Source organism: Streptomyces sp. NBC_00287 (assembly GCF_036173105.1).
Taxonomy (GTDB): Bacteria; Actinomycetota; Actinomycetes; order Streptomycetales; family Streptomycetaceae; genus Streptomyces.
On sequence record NZ_CP108053.1, the window covers coordinates 3,389,663 to 3,405,878 of the forward strand.

The 16,216-nt window shown below is 70.5% G+C and carries 12 protein-coding genes; 7 read left to right on the top strand and 5 right to left on the bottom strand.

Annotated features, from left to right (window positions below; all coding sequences use genetic code 11):
* From OHT76_RS15410 to OHT76_RS15420, 3 genes are all read left to right on the top strand, one after another.
* Positions 1–1,425 (top strand): FGGY-family carbohydrate kinase, encoded by a 1,425-nt coding sequence (locus tag OHT76_RS15410; RefSeq protein WP_328871394.1) that lies wholly within the window; start codon positions 1–3, stop codon positions 1,423–1,425.
* 26 nt (positions 1,426–1,451) lie between these two features.
* Positions 1,452–2,519 (top strand): glycerophosphodiester phosphodiesterase family protein, encoded by a 1,068-nt coding sequence (locus tag OHT76_RS15415; RefSeq protein ID WP_328871395.1) that lies wholly within the window; start codon positions 1,452–1,454, stop codon positions 2,517–2,519.
* A gap of 114 nt (positions 2,520–2,633) precedes the next feature.
* Positions 2,634–2,855 carry a hypothetical protein gene (locus tag OHT76_RS15420; RefSeq protein WP_328871396.1) on the top strand — a complete coding sequence of 74 codons (222 nt, stop codon included), beginning with the start codon at positions 2,634–2,636 and terminating at the stop codon, positions 2,853–2,855.
* 9 nt (positions 2,856–2,864) lie between these two features.
* Here OHT76_RS15420 and OHT76_RS15425 read toward each other — a convergent pair whose 3' ends face one another.
* Positions 2,865–3,515, bottom strand: a complete 651-nt coding sequence (locus OHT76_RS15425; RefSeq protein WP_328871397.1) for a mycothiol-dependent nitroreductase Rv2466c family protein — start codon at positions 3,513–3,515, stop codon at positions 2,865–2,867.
* 121 nt (positions 3,516–3,636) lie between these two features.
* Here OHT76_RS15425 and pepN point away from each other — a divergent pair, with 121 nt between their 5' ends.
* Positions 3,637–6,216, top strand: coding sequence for an aminopeptidase N (gene pepN, locus OHT76_RS15430; RefSeq protein ID WP_328871398.1), 2,580 nt, complete (start codon positions 3,637–3,639; stop codon positions 6,214–6,216).
* Between the two features lie 194 nt (positions 6,217–6,410).
* Positions 6,411–7,448 (top strand): hypothetical protein, encoded by a 1,038-nt coding sequence (locus tag OHT76_RS15435; protein ID WP_328871399.1) that lies wholly within the window; start codon positions 6,411–6,413, stop codon positions 7,446–7,448.
* 78 nt (positions 7,449–7,526) lie between these two features.
* On the opposite strand, the gene OHT76_RS15440 is transcribed toward OHT76_RS15435, so the two are convergent.
* The 4 genes from OHT76_RS15440 to OHT76_RS15455 all read right to left on the bottom strand — a co-directional run bounded on the left by OHT76_RS15440 (position 7,527) and on the right by OHT76_RS15455 (position 12,113).
* Positions 7,527–8,672 (bottom strand): serine hydrolase domain-containing protein, encoded by a 1,146-nt coding sequence (locus OHT76_RS15440; protein WP_328871400.1) that lies wholly within the window; start codon positions 8,670–8,672, stop codon positions 7,527–7,529.
* Positions 8,673–8,758: 86 nt separating this feature from the next.
* Positions 8,759–10,531 carry a TIGR03767 family metallophosphoesterase gene (locus OHT76_RS15445; RefSeq protein ID WP_328871401.1) on the bottom strand — a complete coding sequence of 591 codons (1,773 nt, stop codon included), beginning with the start codon at positions 10,529–10,531 and terminating at the stop codon, positions 8,759–8,761.
* A 248-nt stretch (positions 10,532–10,779) separates the two neighbouring features.
* Positions 10,780–11,667 carry a pyridoxamine 5'-phosphate oxidase family protein gene (locus OHT76_RS15450; protein WP_328871402.1) on the bottom strand — a complete coding sequence of 296 codons (888 nt, stop codon included), beginning with the start codon at positions 11,665–11,667 and terminating at the stop codon, positions 10,780–10,782.
* Between the two features lie 2 nt (positions 11,668–11,669).
* On the bottom strand, positions 11,670–12,113 hold the full coding sequence (locus tag OHT76_RS15455; RefSeq protein ID WP_328871403.1) for a VOC family protein: 444 nt from the start codon (positions 12,111–12,113) through the stop codon (positions 11,670–11,672).
* A gap of 118 nt (positions 12,114–12,231) precedes the next feature.
* Here OHT76_RS15455 and OHT76_RS15460 point away from each other — a divergent pair, with 118 nt between their 5' ends.
* Complete coding sequence (locus tag OHT76_RS15460) at positions 12,232–12,768, top strand: CGNR zinc finger domain-containing protein (RefSeq protein WP_328871404.1); 537 nt, start codon at positions 12,232–12,234, stop codon at positions 12,766–12,768.
* A gap of 156 nt (positions 12,769–12,924) precedes the next feature.
* Complete coding sequence (locus OHT76_RS15465; RefSeq protein ID WP_328871405.1) at positions 12,925–16,215, top strand: S8 family serine peptidase; 3,291 nt, start codon at positions 12,925–12,927, stop codon at positions 16,213–16,215.
* The last annotated feature ends 1 nt before the right edge of the window (position 16,216 follow it).

Below are 16,216 nucleotides of genomic sequence, written 5' to 3' on the forward strand. Positions count from 1 at the left end.
ATGTACGTCGGAATCGATGTGGGCACGTCCCTGGTGAAGGCCGCCGCGTTCGACGGCACCGGACGGGAACTCGCCGTCGCCTCACGGCCGTTGGCCCTCTCCCTGCACGGCGGGGTCGTCGAGCAGGACATGGAGGAGGTGTACGCGGCCGTCGTCGCCGTCCTCGACGAGGTGACCGGACGGGTGCCCGAGCCGGTCGAGCTGGCCGGGCTCACCGGGCAGGGCGACGGGGTGTGGCTGGTGGACGCCGAGGGGCGGGCGGTGCGTCCGGCGGCGTCCTGGATGGACGGGCGGGCGAACGAACTCGTCGACCAGTGGCTCGCGGACGGCACCTTCGAGTCGGTGTTCCGGCGCACGGGAAGCGCCATGTTCCCGGGCTGCCCGGGCCCCCTGCTGGCCTGGCTGGACAGCCATGAGCCGAAGGCCCTGGACGCCGCCGCGACCGTCCTGTACTGCAAGGACATGGTGTTCCAGCGGCTGACGGGAGCACCGGCTGCGACGGATGTGTCGGACGCGTCGATGCCGTTCCTGGACCCGGTCTCGCGGACGTACGACAACCGGGTCGTGGAGCTGCTGGGGCTGACCCATCGGCGCGGGCTGCTGGCGCCGGTGAGCGATCCGGCGGCGACCGCGGTGACGCGCGGCGAGGGGCTGCCCGCCGGGACGCGGATCGCGAACGGGCCGTACGACCTTCCGGCCTGTGCGCTCGGCGCGGGCGTCACCGCGGCCGGGGACGGGCTGCTGATCGTCGGCACCTGCCTGGCGGCGCTGGTCGCGACGGCGGAGGTGGAGCTGACCGGGGAGCCGGCGGGCCTGTACATCTGCACCGACCTGCCGGGGCACTGGCTGCGTGCCATGCCCGCGATGGTGGGTACGGCCGCCCTGGACTGGGTGCTGTCCACGACCGGGGTGGCCCATGAGGAGGTGGACGGGCTGCTGTCCGAGACCCCGCCGGGCGCGCACGGCGTGCGGGTGCTGCCGTACTTCGCGCCCTCCGGCGAGCGCGCGCCCTTCGTCGAGCCACGGCTGCGCGCCGAACTCACCGGCGTCTGCCTGGAGTCGACCCCCGCCGACCTGATCCGCGCCACCTGCGAGGGCATCGGCTACGCCGCCCGGCACTGCCTGGAGGCCGCGGGCCTGACCGGAACGCTGGCCGTGTGCGGGGGCGGTACCCGCAGCCCCGCCTGGATGCGACTGCTCGCCGATGTGCTCGGGCGGCCGTTGCGGATCGTCGAAGGCGAGGTGGGAGCGCGGGGCGCGGTGCTCGCCGCGGCCGAGCGACACGGGGTCGCGCTGGACGCGCGGGAGTGGACCCGGCCGACGGGGGTGGTGGAGCCGGACGCCGGGCGGGCGGCGTACTACGCGCGCGGTTACGAAGAGCATCTGGAGCGGCTGGAAGCGGCGCGTGAGCGGGTACGTAACTGAACTGTCCTAGAAAGAAAGGGAATTGAATGCCCCAGCACCACATAGGACGCCGCTCCCTGCTGCTCGCCACCGCCACCATGCCGGTGGCCACCGCAGCCGTGCCCGCCCAAGCCGCCGCTCGTGGTGGGCCGTTGGTCATCGGTCACCGGGGAGCGGCCGGCTGGCGTCCCGAGCACACGGCCGCGTCGTACACCTACGCCGTGCAGACCGGCGCCGACTGGATCGAACCCGACCTGGTGCCGACGAGGGACCATGTCCTGGTGGTCCGGCACGAGAACGAGATCTCGGGGACCACGGACGTGGCCGCGCACCCGGAGTTCGCGGGCCGCCGTACGACGAAGACCGTGGACGGGCGTCCGGTGACGGGCTGGTTCACCGAGGACTTCACTCTCGCCGAGCTGAAGACCCTGCGCGCGGTCGAGCGGCTCCCGCAGATCCGCAACCGCAACACCGTCTTCGACCGGCGCGAGGAGATCCTCACCTTCCAGGAGGTGGTGGACCTGGCGAAGCGGCTGTCGCGGACGTACGGCCGTACGATCGCCGTCTTCCCGGAGACCAAGCACCCGACGTATTTCCGCTCGATCGGCCTGCCGCTGGAGCCGAAGCTGGCGCAGGTGATCCGCCGCAACCGGCTGGGAGCCCGGGAGTGCGTGGTGCAGTCCTTCGAGCCGACGAGCCTCAAGCGCATGACCGATCTGGGCGTGCCGCTGTGGCAGGCGCTGGGGACCACGGGCGGGCCGTACGACCTGGTCTCGGCCGGGGACCCGACGACGTACAAGGACATGATGACGCCCACGGGCCTCGCGGAGATCGCCGAGTACGCGGACTGGATCGGCCCGGACAAGTCGTCGATCGTGGCACCGGACACGGGCGCCCCCACCGCGCTGCTGGGGGACGCCCATGCCGCAGGCCTCAAGGTCGGCCCGTACACCTTCCGCGCGGAGAACCAGTACCTGCCGGCGAACTTCCGCCGCGGAACCACGGCGACCGACTTCGGCGACGCCTTCGCGGAGTACGCCCTGCACTACCGCCTCGGCGTGGACGCGGTGGTGACGGACTTTCCGGATCTGGCGGTGCTCGCACGGCGGACGTGAGCCCGAAAGCCGCCCTGGCGGGACGGGTTCCGGGCTCACGTCCATGGCGGCCGGGCCCCTACGCTGCCCGTTCCGGGTCACCAAGACCCGGGAGGGACCAGCGGGGAGGCCCGTATGCCTGACTACATCTACTGCCCCAACTGCCCCAAGGGGAAAGCCCACCCGTTCCGCCGGGTCAACAAGACCGAGCAGGCCTACATCTCGTCCAAGCGCGGAAAGAAGGACGCTCCGGGCTACTTCCGCTGCGAAGGCAAGACGTCGAAGGGGCAGTGCCTGTGGGTGCAACCGCGCTGGAACCAGGGGAAGGGGTTCAGTCTTCCCGAGGATTTCAGCTGACCGGGCAGATCAGAGGTTGCTGAAGTCCGGCCCCTTGGTGCGGGTGCGCTTGATTTCGTAGAAGCCGGGGACCGAGGCCACGGCGAGGGTGCCGTCCCAGAGGCGGGCGGCCTCCTCGCCCTTCGGGGTGGGGGTGACGACCGGGCCGAAGAAGGCGATCTGCTCGCCGTCGTCACCGGGGACCGCGATCACCGGGGTGCCGACGTCCTGGCCGACCTTGTCAATGCCTTCCTTGTGGGAGGCGCGCAGCTCGGCGTCGAACTCGAAGTCCTTCTGGTCGAAGTAGTCGATCAGGTCGGCGGGCAGACCGGTGTCGGCAAGGGCGCCTACTACGGCTTCCCGGGTCGGGCCCTGACCCTCGTTGTGGATACGGGTGCCGAGCGCGGTGTACAGCGGGCCGAGGATCTCGGAGCCGTGCTTCTGCCAGGCCGCGGTCACCACCCGGATCGGCTGCCAGGCCTTGGTCTCCAGCAGCTCGCGGTACTCCTCGGGCAGCTCATCGATCTTCGGCTCGTTCAGCACGGCCAGGCTCATGATGTGCCAGCGGACCTCGATATCGCGGACCTTCTCCACTTCCAGCACCCAGCGGGAGGTCATCCAGGCCCAGGGGCACAGCGGATCGAACCAGAAGTCGACAGGGGTCTTCGCGGAATCGGACATGGCTCTCCTAAGGCAGCGGTCTTTGAAAGCGCCAACACCGACCGCCGCCTCCGCCATTCCCGTCCCCCATGGGAAGATCAGACCTGTCCGCATACTGAACAGGCTGTGAGGAGCGTCACCCGTGCCCGGTGAGAATCTGACCCGCGACGAGGCCCGGGAGCGGGCCGCACTGCTGTCCGTCGACGGGTACGACGTGTCCCTCGACCTGCGCTCCGCGGTCGGCGACTGGCCGGAGAACGGGCCGCGCACCTTCCGCTCGGTCACCACGATCCGCTTCCGCTGTGCCGAGCCGGGCGCCACCACCTTCGTCGACCTGATCGCGCCGGGCGTCACCGCCCTCTCGCTCAACGGCCGGGACCTCGACCCGAGCGAGGTCTTCGACGGCTCCCGGATCGCCCTGGAGGACCTCGCCGCCGAAAACGAGCTCGTCGTCGACGCGCAGTGCGCCTACTCCCGTACCGGCGAGGGCCTGCACCGCTTCGTCGACCCCGAGGACGGCGAGGTGTACCTGTACACCCAGTACGAGCCGGCCGACTCCCGCCGGGTCCACGCCTGCTTCGAGCAGCCGGACCTCAAGGCGCCGTTCCGCTTCGAGGTGCGGGCGCCCGAGGGCTGGACGGTGTGGAGCAACGGCGTGGGCAAGCGGGCGGACGGGGTGTGGCGGTTCGCGGAGACCAAGCCGATCTCGACGTACATCACCTGTGTGGTGGCCGGTCCCTACCACTATGTGACGGACACCTACGAGCGGGTGCTGCCCGACGGTACGACCCTGCACATCCCCCTCGGCGCCATGTGCCGCAAGGGCCTCGCGCCGCACTTCGACGCCGACGACGTGTTCCTGGTGACCAAGCAGGGCCTGGACTTCTTCCACGACCACTTCGACTACCCGTACCCGTTCGGGAAGTACGACCAGGCGTTCGTGCCCGAGTACAACCTCGGCGCGATGGAGAACCCGGGGCTCGTGACCTTCCGCGAGGAGTACATCTTCCGCGGGAAGGTGACCCAGGCGTCGTACGAGAGCCGGGCCAACGTCATCCTGCACGAGATGGCGCACATGTGGTTCGGCGACCTGGTCACCATGGAGTGGTGGGACGACCTGTGGCTGAAGGAGTCCTTCGCCGACTTCATGGGCTCCTTCGCCACGGTGGGCGCGACCCGTTTCACCGACGGCTGGATCACCTTCGCCAACCGCCGCAAGGCCTGGGCGTACCGCGCCGACCAGCTCCCCTCCACGCACCCGATCACCGCGGACATCCGCGACCTGCAGGACGCCAAGCTCAACTTCGACGGGATCACCTACGCCAAGGGGGCTTCCGTCCTCAAGCAGTTGGTGGCGTACGTCGGCCAGGACGCGTTCCTGGAGGGCGCCCGCCGCTACTTCAAGCGGCACGCGTACGGCAACACCCGGCTCGGCGATCTGCTGTCGGTGCTCGGTGAGACCAGTGGCCGGGACATGGGCGTGTGGGCGCGGTCCTGGCTCCAGACGGCCGGGGTCAACTCCCTCACCCCGCAGGTGCTGTTGGACCCGGACGGGAGGGTCGCCGAGCTGGCGGTGGTGCAGGAGGCGGCGGAGTCGTATCCGGAGCTGCGGCCGCACCGGGTCGCGGTGGGCCTGTACCGCCGTACCGAGGGTGTTCTGGAGCGGTACGCGCGCGTGGAGGTGGACGTCGCCGGGGCGCGTACGGTCGTGTCCGAGCTCGCCGGTTCCGAGGCGCCGGATCTGGTGCTGGTCAACGACGACGACCTGACGTACTGCAAGACCCGCTTCGACGAGACGTCGCTGGAGACGCTGCGTTCCGCTCTCGGCGACATGACCGACCCTCTGGCCCGCGCGCTGTGCTGGTCGGCGCTGTGGAACATGACGCGGGACGCGCTGTTGCCGGCCCGGGAGTTCATCGACCTGGTGCTGACGTTCGCGGCGCGGGAGTCCGACATCGGCGTGCTCCAGATGCTGCACGCCTGGGCGGAGTCGGCGGCGGTGCACTACACGGCCCCCGACCGCCGCGAGCAGGCCGGCCGGCTGCTCGCCGAGGGCGCGTCGCTGCAGTTGCACGCCGCCGAGGCGGGCAGCGAGCACCAGCTGGCGTGGGCGCGGTTCTTCGCGCGGGTGGCCGACGCGCCCTCCGACTTCGAGCTGCTGTCCGCGCTGCTGGACGGCACGGCCACCCTGCCGGGTCTGGACGTCGACCAGGAGCTGCGCTGGGCGTTCCTGGACGCGCTCGCCGCCCGAGACGTGGTCGGCGACAAGGAGCTCGCCGCCGAACTCGCCCGCGACGACACCGCGTCCGGCAAGCGCCACCAGGTGCGCTGTCTGGCCGCGCGTCCGCAGGCCTCGGTCAAGGCCCAGGCGTGGGCGCAGGTGGCGGAGTCGGACGAGCTGTCCAACGCGCTGGTGGAGGCGACCATCGCGGGCTTCGCCCGGCCTTCGCAGCGGGAGCTGACGGCGCCGTACACCCAGAAGTACTTCGCGGCGATCGAGCGGGTGTGGGCGGAGCGGTCGATCCAGATCGGCATGGTGGTGGTGCAGGGCCTGTTCCCGTCCCTGCAGGAGTCCCAGGAGACCCTGGACGCCACGGACGCCTGGCTCTCCGCGCACGAGGAAGCCGCTCCGGCGCTGCGCCGGCTGGTGCTGGAGGCGCGGGACGATCTGGCGCGGGCGCTGCGCGGGCAGGCGTGCGACGCGGCCGCTGCTTTGGCCTGAGCCTGCCTCGTCCGTGACCGTTACGGAATTCAGGCAATAGCAGCCGTAACCCCTGGTCCCACCCGAACGGACCAGGGGTTTTCCGTGCCTACTCGGCATCCGAACACCCGTCCTTTAGTGCGGGCTTGTCCGGAATTGTCGACGGGCGTGTAACAGGGGTTAAGGGGTGGATCGGAGGCGGGCATTCCCCGGTCATGAACCACAACACCCCGCTCTCCCCCCGCCCCCTCCACCAGCTCTCCGACGTCCGGCGGCGCGTGCTGACGACCGCGCAACTGCGGGCGCACGGCGTCCCGGCCGCCGAGATCAACGAGCAGTGCCGGGCGGGCGGCCCCTGGCAGCAGCTCCTGCCGGGCGTCCACCTGCTCCACCCCGGCCCCCCGACCAGCGAGGAGCGGCTGCACGCGGTGCTGCTGTACGCGGCGCGGGAGCGGAACGCCTCGGTGCCGCCCCAGCCGGGCGCGGAGGAGCCGCACCGCCCGGTGTACACGGAGGCGATGATCACGGGCCTGGCGGCGCTGACCCTGCACGGCTTCGCCGCGACGCCCCCGTTGACCGCCCTGTCCGCGATCGACGTCCTCGTCCCCCGGCTGCGCCGGCTCCGCTCGACGGGCTGCGTCCGGATCGTCCGTACGGCCTCCCTCCCGACGCCCGAGGAGGTCACCGGCCTGCCCGTCGCCCCGGTCCCGCGCGCCCTGGCCGACGCGGTCGCCGAACTCTCGGACGCGGGCGCCGTACGCCGGCTGCTCACCGAGGCGGTGCGCGGCGGCCACTGCGAACCGGCGGCGGTGGTCCGGGAGTTGACCCAGGCCAAGCTGCTCGGCCGACCGCATGTCGTGGACGCCGTGGACTCCCTGCTCGCCGAGGGCCGCGCGATCGCGGAGGACCGCCTCTACACGATGGTCCGGGAGTACGGTCTGCCCGACCCGGTCTGGAACATCGACCTCCGCCTGCCCGGCGGCCCGCACCTCGGCGGCCTGGACGCGTACTGGCCGGAGCACGCGGTCGCCATCGAACTGGACACCCGGGCCCCTCGCCAGGACGAGGACGCCCTCTGGTCGGAGTACGCCCGCAAGCGCGAGCACCTGGAGCGGCTCGGCATCACGGTCGTGTACATCACCCCGAAGAAGCTGAGGGATTCGCTCGAGCAGCAGGCGGCGGTGGTCCGCACGGCCCTGATGGCGTCGGCGGACCGGGACCCGGCCGCGTATGTCGTGGTGCTTCCCCGGTAGTGACGGACCTGGGGGCATCAGGAGGGGAGAGGAGGGGCCGCCGGTGTGCGCCGGGCGGCTCCTCCTCATGCGTTCAGGTCACTTGCCGCAGTACTCCGCCTCCAGCACCGCGTCGCTGTCCCCCGACCAGTCGCCGTTGAAGTTGAACGACAGCGCGTGACGGCCGTCCGCTGTCGTCACCGCCTCCGAGGTGGAGCCGTGGATGCCGCCGCCGTGGCCCCAGACCGTGGTGCCGCAGCTCAGCTTGCGTTCGATGAGGCCGAGGCCGTAGCCCGCGTTCGGGATGTCGTCGACCTTGATGGTGGTCTTCATGTCCTTCAACTGCTCGGCCGGCAGGAGCTTCCCCTTCAGCAGGGCGGTGTAGAAGCGGTTCAGGTCGGACGAGTCGGAGATCATCTCGCCCGCCGAGTAGGCCAGGGACGGGTTCAGCTTCGTGACGTCGTACGTCGGGCCCGTCGTCGACTCGGCGAGCTTCGAGTACCCGCGGCTGCTGGGCTGAGGGACGGTGACCCGGGTGCCGGGGACCGAAGTGGCGTGCATTCCGAGGGGGTTGAGGATGCGGGTGCGGATCTCCTTGCCGTACGGCTTGCCCGTGGCCTTCTCGATCACCATGCCCGCGAGGACGTAGTTGGTGTTGGAGTAGTACCAGTCGGTGCCCGGCGCGAAGTCCGGCTTGTGGGTCATGGCGATCGCGACCAGATCCTCCGGCGGCTTGGTGTCGTAGCGATGCTCGAAGAAGCCGTCCTTGAGGAAGTACGTCTCCACGAACGTCTTGTCGTCCGTGTAGTTGTAGATGCCGCTCGTGTGATTGAGGAGCTGACGGAGGGTGATCTTGCGGCCGTCGTGGCCGTTGCCCTGGACCAGACCCGGCAGCCATTCGTCCACCGTGTCGTCCAACGACAGCCTGCCCTCCGCCTCCAGCTGGAGCAGCACCGTGGCCACGAAGGTCTTGGTGATGCTGCCTACGCGGTAACGGTCGTCCGTGGAGCGTGACTTGCCCGTCCGCAAGTCGCCCACGCCCTCCGTCGCCGCCCAGTTGCGGCCGTTGGTCCGCGCCGTGGCGGTCACGCCGGGCACGCCGTCCTTGACCGCCGCCTTCATCGCCTCGCGGGTGGCGGTGTGGCCGCCACCCTCGTCCTGGGCGGCGACCGCGGGTGCCGCCAGGGCGGCGGAGAGCGCCACCGCCGTCGCCGCCACCAGCATCGTCCGTACTCGTGTGGTCATGTCTTCCCCCTTTGTCGGGCCGGTCGGGAAGGCAGACCTGTGGTGGTACGGGATGGTTGAGCCGCTGTGGGCCGGTTGAGTGAGTTTCAGCCCTTCTTGAGGACCAGCTCCGTGTTCCGGTCCCCTCGTCCTCCCGCCAGGTCCGTCCGGGCGCCGGGGGCGTTGAAGGACAGTTCGCGGTAGAGGGCGGCGAGGCCGGTCTGGGAGAGGTCGGTGAAGTCCGTGCGGTAGGGGGCCGCGGACTCCACGCAGGTGGTGAAGAGGGAGATCGTGCCGTCCTTGTTGTCCACCAGCTCGATGACCCGGGCGAGTTGGGGGAAGTCGACGTGCGAGGCGGTGGAGATCTCCCAAAAAGAGCGGCCGTCGGGCGCCGAGTGCGGGGTGATGGCGTTGCGGTGGATATGGCCGTTCACCCAGGCAAGGACGTTGCTGTGGCTGCCGAGGAGGGCGAGGACCTCCTGGCCGTTGTGGCGCCGCTCGGTCGGGCGGGCCGGGTCGCGGCGGGTGTTGTCCATCGTCTTGCTGGTGTGATGGCTGAAGACGATGGCGTACGAGTCCTTGTTGTCCCGCAGCGTCTTGTCCAGCCAGCGCAACTGCTCGCTGCCGATGGAGCCTTCGTAGTGGCCGCCCGCGTCGGTGGTGTCCATGCTGATGCCGATGACGTCGTCGGCGATGCGGAAGCTGTAGTACTGGGTGCCCGCGTCGAGGTTCGCCGAGGAGTAGCCGTGGCCGACCGGGCCGACGCCCCGGAACGCCGGGTCGAGGTGGGCCTTGATGTACTCGGTCGGCGTGTACGGGGCGCGCCGCTCGTCCGGGGTGACCGGGCGCATGTCGCGGGTGTGGGCCTTGAGCAGCTCGCGGAGCTGGGCGCCCTGGGGGTCCTTGGCCTGCTTCAGGGCTTCCTGGAGCTTCTTGGCCTCGGCCGCGGGCAGGCTCATCAGCTTCTTGCCGCCGACGGCGTAGTCGGTGAGGTAGGTGTCGCGGTGCGAGGCGTAGCAGCCGAGCGGCATGGCGTCGTGGTTGCCGACGGTGGAGTACCAGGGGAGGGAGAGGCCGGGGCTCTGCAGCTCCCGCATGACCGCCGCGAGGAAGCCCTCCAGGTACGGGAAGCCGAGCTGCTTGTCGGCGTCGCGGACGTTCGAGTCGGGCTGCCAGTACTGCTTGAGACCGCTGTTCAGGACGCCCTCGTAGTGCCGCGGGTCACCGGAGTTGGGGGTGATGCGGCCGCCGCTCATGACGGTGAGGAACCACTCCAGCTCGGAGCGGGCGTTGTTGTCGGTGTTGTCGCCGGTGGTCATGGCGAACTGGAGCGGGGCGCCGGTGACGGGGGCGCCCCGCAGCGCGTTGACCCGCTCGACCAGCGAGACGGCGCCGTGCACGGTGAGCGCCTCGTGCGGCCGCCAGGCGTGCACATCGGTGGAGCGCAGGTACTCCAGCCGCATCGGGTGCTGGGCGTCGATGATGTGCATGTCGGTGAGCTGTACGAACGCGGCGAGCGTCGTACGGCGGTCCTCGCGCCCCGACTTGGCCGCGGCCAGCTCGCTGCGCACCACACGGGCCCAGCCGGGCGCGCGGCCCAGTCGGCGGTATCCGGTGGTGCCGCGCGGGGCGGCGACGCTCGCGAGTGTGGTGCCCCGGGTGTAGGGGGCGAGCGGCAGGAAGGGTGCCCGGCGCGAGGAGGCGACCGGTGCCTCCGCGTCCGCGGCGGCGGCCGGGGTGCCGGTGGTGGCGGCCTGGCTGTCGGTGGGCCGCAGGGCGTAGCCGACACCGGCGGAGAGGGACACCGCCCCGGCGGCGGCGAGGATGGATCGGCGGTGGACGCCCAGCGCGGAGCTGGCGACAGAGCGTATGCGCGACATGGCGCGGTCTCCCCGAGTGCGTAACGCGTCGGCAGTGGTCGCGGGCGTCGCTGTCGCGAACAACCCGCTCGCTCTGGATCGTTGGCACTGGGAATGACCTGCGCGTGAACGAGGCGGCAACGCGCAACGCCGATCACCGTACGTGGATCTCGGACCACCCTGCGCGCCCCCGACAGCTCCTCGGGCGGCCGGGGGGCGGCTACTCCGTGTTCATCTTCGCGGGTAACCGGGGGGTGTTCGGGAGGTACTCAGGGGCAGTCCGGGTTCGCGGGCGAGTACTCCGGCGCGGACCAGCGCAGGGGGACGGCGCCCTGAATTTCAATCGCCTCAAACAGGGTGAAACGGACGCGGCGTTCGGGGGTGAACTCCGTACGGGCCTCGCCGGTGAGATACACCGCCGTGCCCGTCGTCCAGTCCAGGAAAAGCAGTCCCGCACGGGGGTCGGCGGCGAGGTTGCCGAGGGTCAGGAACATGGCGTTGCCCGGGTAGTCGCGCCAGCTCAGTTCGCGCGGCGAGTCGACGCGGACGAAGCCCGGGTTGCCGCCGCGATGGCTGGCATCGGCGCCGCCCTCATGGACGCTGGCCAGGAAGAAGGTGTCGGCCACGGCGAGGAACTCGGCCTGCGCTTCGGTCAGTTCGTCGGCCACGCGGGGCTCCCCGGGCCTGCGGTCGGGCAGGGTTTCGTACGTCTCCCTGCGCTGGAGGTACTTCGGGCAGTTGGCGAAGACCCGGTCCGCCTCGATCGCGATCCCTCTCGGGGTGGGCCGGAGCGTGCCGTTGAGCCGCATCCGGCGCCGGGTGCGCGGGTCGAGGGCGATGGTGCCGACCGGGGTGCCCTCGGTGGCGAGGGCCGCCGCGAGCGGGGAGGTCGGGACGCCAGGGGTGCCTCCGCCCACGACGGAGATCTGCCGGGGCCCGGTAGCCCGTACAAACCCGGGCGAACCTGACAGCGGCGCCGCCCACACCCTGCCGGTCGCCGGGTCGGCGGCGCCGACGACCAGCAGCGGCTGGAGTTCCAGGAAGGCGGCGGCCACCGGCTTGATGCCCTCCCCGATGGACCGGCCCACATGGTCGGCGAGCTCCCGCACCCCGAGCCGGTCCTGCACGGCGAGCGAGCCCGCGTGATAGACGCCCATGACTAGAAGAATCCGCAGGTCGGCGCCGACTCGTTGGGCACGGGCGCACCCTCGGCACCACTGGGCACCGCGATCTCCAGCCGGATGCCGTCGGGGTCGTGGAAGAAGATGCCGCCGGACGCCGCGCCCTCGGCGTGGGCCACGACCCCGTCGTAGGCGAACTCCACGCCGTACTCGCGCAGCGCCGTCTCGTAGGCGCGGACCCGCTCGATCGAGTCCGCCTGGAAGGCGAGGTGGTGCAGGCCGGCGCGGCCCTCGCCGTAGGGCCCCTTCGCCTGCTGCCAGAGCGTGAAGAGGAGCTGCTCGCCGTCGCCGAGGAACGCGTACCGCCGGCCCTCCTCCTTGCCCTCGGCCAGCAGTGAGAAGCCGAGGACGTCGCGGTAGAAGGCGAGCGAGCGGTCCAGGTCGGTGACGTTCAGGCCGAGGTGGCCGTGGCTCAAGGTCATGACTTACCCCCATCGATTGCCGCACTGATCTAACCCCTGTAAATGAGGTTAGTGGTTAGAAGCGAGGGCGTCAACCGGTCACGTACCCTTGACCGGTTAGTACGGAGAGGAGCCCCCCATGTCCGCCGACCCCCGCCCCCTCATCGGCGAGCCGCTCTCGCTGGACCTGCTGAACACGCGCTGGATCCAGGACGGGGCCCTGCGCGACCTGCTGGCGGACACCGACGGACTGGCGATCTGGCTCGCGTCGAACGACCTGGACGGAACCTGCTCCGCCGACGCCACGACCCTGCGCCATCTCCTCCAGGCCCGTGACGCCCTGAAGGTGGCCGTCGACGGATCACCGAAGGAAGCGGCGCCGCTCGTCGACGCCGTCCTCGCGCACGGCAGGATCCGGGCCACGCTCACCGCCGAGGGACCCGGCGAGCTGCCCGAGTTCAACTCCCCCACCTGGGCTCCGGCCTGGCTCGCCGCGCGGAACTACCTGACGCTGCTCACCACCGCCCCGGACCGCATCCGCGCCTGCGCCCACGACGACTGCGTCCTGCACTTCTTCGACACCTCACGCAACGGCACCCGCCGCTGGTGCTCGATGGCGGCCTGCGGCAACCGTGCGAAGGCGTCGCGCCATTACGCACGGACGAAGACCGATTGACGGAATCCTTCCGACTCGCACCGTTCGCCCCGGAAAGGGATAGCGGGTTTTCCCCATCCCTCGATTTCGTTTGGGTCAACTCTCCCCAAACATCCGTCCCTTAGGTAAGGCTGAGCGATCGCTCCACGCTCGTTCCTTTACCTACAAGGGATGCCGATGACCCACACCCCCCAGCGCGAACCCATATCGGGCGCCAGACGCGCGGCCCGGATAGCAGTGGCCGCGGGGCTCGTGGCCGCGCTCTCCGCTGCCGGGCCGATACCCATGGCCTTCGCCGAGGACGCCCCGGCCGCGGCCGATCCGGCCGTCAAGTCCGCGCACGACAAGCTCGGTTCCGACGACGCGGACCTGCTCGCCGACGCCAAGGCGGCCGGCGACAAGAACGTCACGATGATGATCGCCACCGCCCCCGGAAAGACCGAGCAGGTCGCCGAGGACCTGGACGCGGTCAAGGGCGGCTCCGTGGGCCGCACCTACGACAAGCTCGGCTATGTCCGCGCCACCGTCCCGACGGGCAAGGCGGACGCGGCCATCGCCGCCGCGGCGAAGCTCTCCTCCGTGCACGGCATCGACCTGCGCGAGGAGATCCCGCTGGACGACCCGGCCGTCGACACCAAGGAGTCGGCGTCGACCGCGGCCGCCTATCCGGCCCCCGGCAAGGACACCCCGGCCGAGAACCCGTACAACCCCTCATTCGAGACCGGTGCCGTCGACTTCGTCGACGACCACCCGAAGGCGGACGGCCGCGGGATCACCATCGGTGTCCTGGACTCGGGCGTGGACCTCTCCCACCCGGCGCTCCAGAAGACCACCACCGGTGAGCGCAAGATCGTCGACTGGGTCACCGCGACCGACCCGATCATCGACAGCGACGCCACCTGGCGCCCGATGGTCACCAATGTCTCCGGGCCGAGCTTCACCTTCTCCGGCCGCACCTGGACGGCACCCGCCGGGTCGTACCAGGTCAACCTGTTCCGGGAGTCCGTGACCGCGGGCGGCGACGCCAAGGGCGACGCGAACCGGGACGGGGACACCACCGACGTCTGGGGCGTCCTCTACGACGCCGCGTCCGGCACGGTCCGGGTCGACCTGAACAACAACGCCGACTTCGGTGACGACACCCCGATGAAGCCGTACAAGGACGGCTTCCAGATCGGCTGGTTCGGCACCGACAACCCGGACACCGACGTCGCCGAGCGTCAGCCGTTCGTCGTGGAGATCCGCAAGGACGTCCCGATGGACCCCTACGGCGGTGACTGGGTCGGCCAGAAGCGCGACTTCGTCAACATCGGCGTCATCGAGTCCGAGCACGGCACCCACGTCGCCGGTATCACCGCCGCCAACGGCCTGTTCGGCGGCGAGATGAACGGCGCCGCGCCCGGTGCGAAGGTCGTCTCCTCGCGCGCCTGCACCTGGACCGGCGGCTGCACCAACGTCGCGCTGACCGAGGGCATGATCGACCTCGTCGTCAACCGCGGCGTGGACATCGTCAACATGTCCATCGGCGGTCTGCCGGCGCTGAACGACGGCAACAACGCGCGTGCCGAGCTCTACACCCGTCTGATCGACACCTACGGCGTCCAGCTGGTGATCTCCGCGGGCAACTCCGGCCCCGGCGCCAACACCATCGGCGACCCGTCCCTGGCCGACAAGGTGATCTCGGTCGGCGCGTCCGTCTCCAAGGCGACCTGGGCCTCCAACTACGGCTCGGCCGTGCAGAAGTCGTACGCGATGATGCCGTTCTCCTCCCGCGGTCCGCGCGAGGACGGCGGCTTCACTCCGACGCTCGTGGCGCCGGGTGCCTCGGTCAACACCATCCAGACCTGGCTGCCGGGCGCCCCTGTCGCCGAGGCGGGCTACTCGCTGCCCGCCGGTTACGGCATGCTCCAGGGCACCTCGATGGCCTCCCCGCAGGCCGCGGGCGCCTCGGCGCTGCTGCTGAGCGCGGCCAAGCAGAAGGGCATCGCGCTCACCCCGGCGACCCTGCGCACGGCGCTCACCTCGACCGCCGACCACATCAGCGGTGTGCAGGCGTACGAGGAAGGCGCGGGCCTGATCAACATCCCCGACGCCTGGGACTCCATCAAGGACGGCGCCACCTCGCACACCTACTCGGTGAAGGCGCCGGTCGACACCGCGATCGACCAGTTCCTGAAGACGCCGGGCTACGGCACGGGTCTCTACGACCGTGAGGGCGGTCTGAAGGCCGGTCAGAAGAAGACGTACGAGATCACCCTGACCCGTACGTCCGGTGCCGACCGCGCGATCCGGCACGAGCTGCACTTCGAGAACAACGCCGGTGACACCTTCCGGATCGTCGGCTCCGACGAGGTCAGCCTGCCGCTGAACCAGCCGGTCACCGTCAAGGTGCAGGCCGCGCCGAAGTCCGCCGGGCTGAAGAGCGCGATCCTGGAGGTCGACGACCCGCGCACCGAGGGCATCGACAAGCAGGTCATGTCGACGGTCGTGGTCGCCGCGCCGCTGCAGTACACCTACTCCGCGTCCGGCACGGTGCAGCGCAACAGCACCAAGCACTACTTCGTGACCGTCCCCGAGGGCGCCAAGTCGCTCGAGGTCGCGATCGGCGGGCTGAAGGACAAGAGCCAGACCCGCTTCATCGCCATCCACCCCTACGGCGTCCCGGCGGACACCACGTCCACGCCGAACTGCTACAACAACTACCTCGACGGCAACGGCTGCAAGCCGGACGTGCGCTCGTACGCCGACCCGCAGCCCGGCGTCTGGGAGATCGAGGTCGAGTCGCGCCGTACGTCGCCGCTGCTCGACAACCCCTACAAGCTGGACGTCGCCGTCCTCGGCGCGGTCTTCGACCCGGAGACCGTGACCGTGCCCGAGGCCAAGGTCGGCACGCCGATCGAGGCCTCCTGGAAGGTGACGAACAAGTTCGCCGCCCTCGACGGCAAGCTGGCGGGCGGCCCGCTCGGCTCCTCCAAGGCGGCCCGGCCGACCATCGCCGACCACGAGACGCACACCACCACGGTCGAGGTGCCCGAGGGCGCCACGTCCCTGGACGTCGCCATCGGCAATGTCTCGGACAACGCCGCCGACCTGGACCTGACGGTCTACGACAAGGACGGCAACCAGGTCGCGCAGGCCGCCGACGGCGACTCGGAGGAGGCGGTCTCCATCGCCAAGCCCGCCGCCGGCACTTACACGATCGAGGTCGTGGGCTACTCGGTGCCGTCCGGCTCCACCGCCTACGACTACCTGGACGTGTTCTTCTCCGCCGCGCTCGGCTCGGTCACCGTCGACGAGTCGACGCCGGTGAAGCTCGGCACGGGCGACTCCGCCACCGTCTCCGCGAGCGTCACCGCCGCGGCGGCCGCGCCGGAGGGCCGTGAGTTCTTCGGCCAGGTCCAGCTGCTGAACGCGCGCGGCACGGTCGCGGGCGCGGGCAGTGTGAAGATCGAGAAGGTCACGCCGTAGT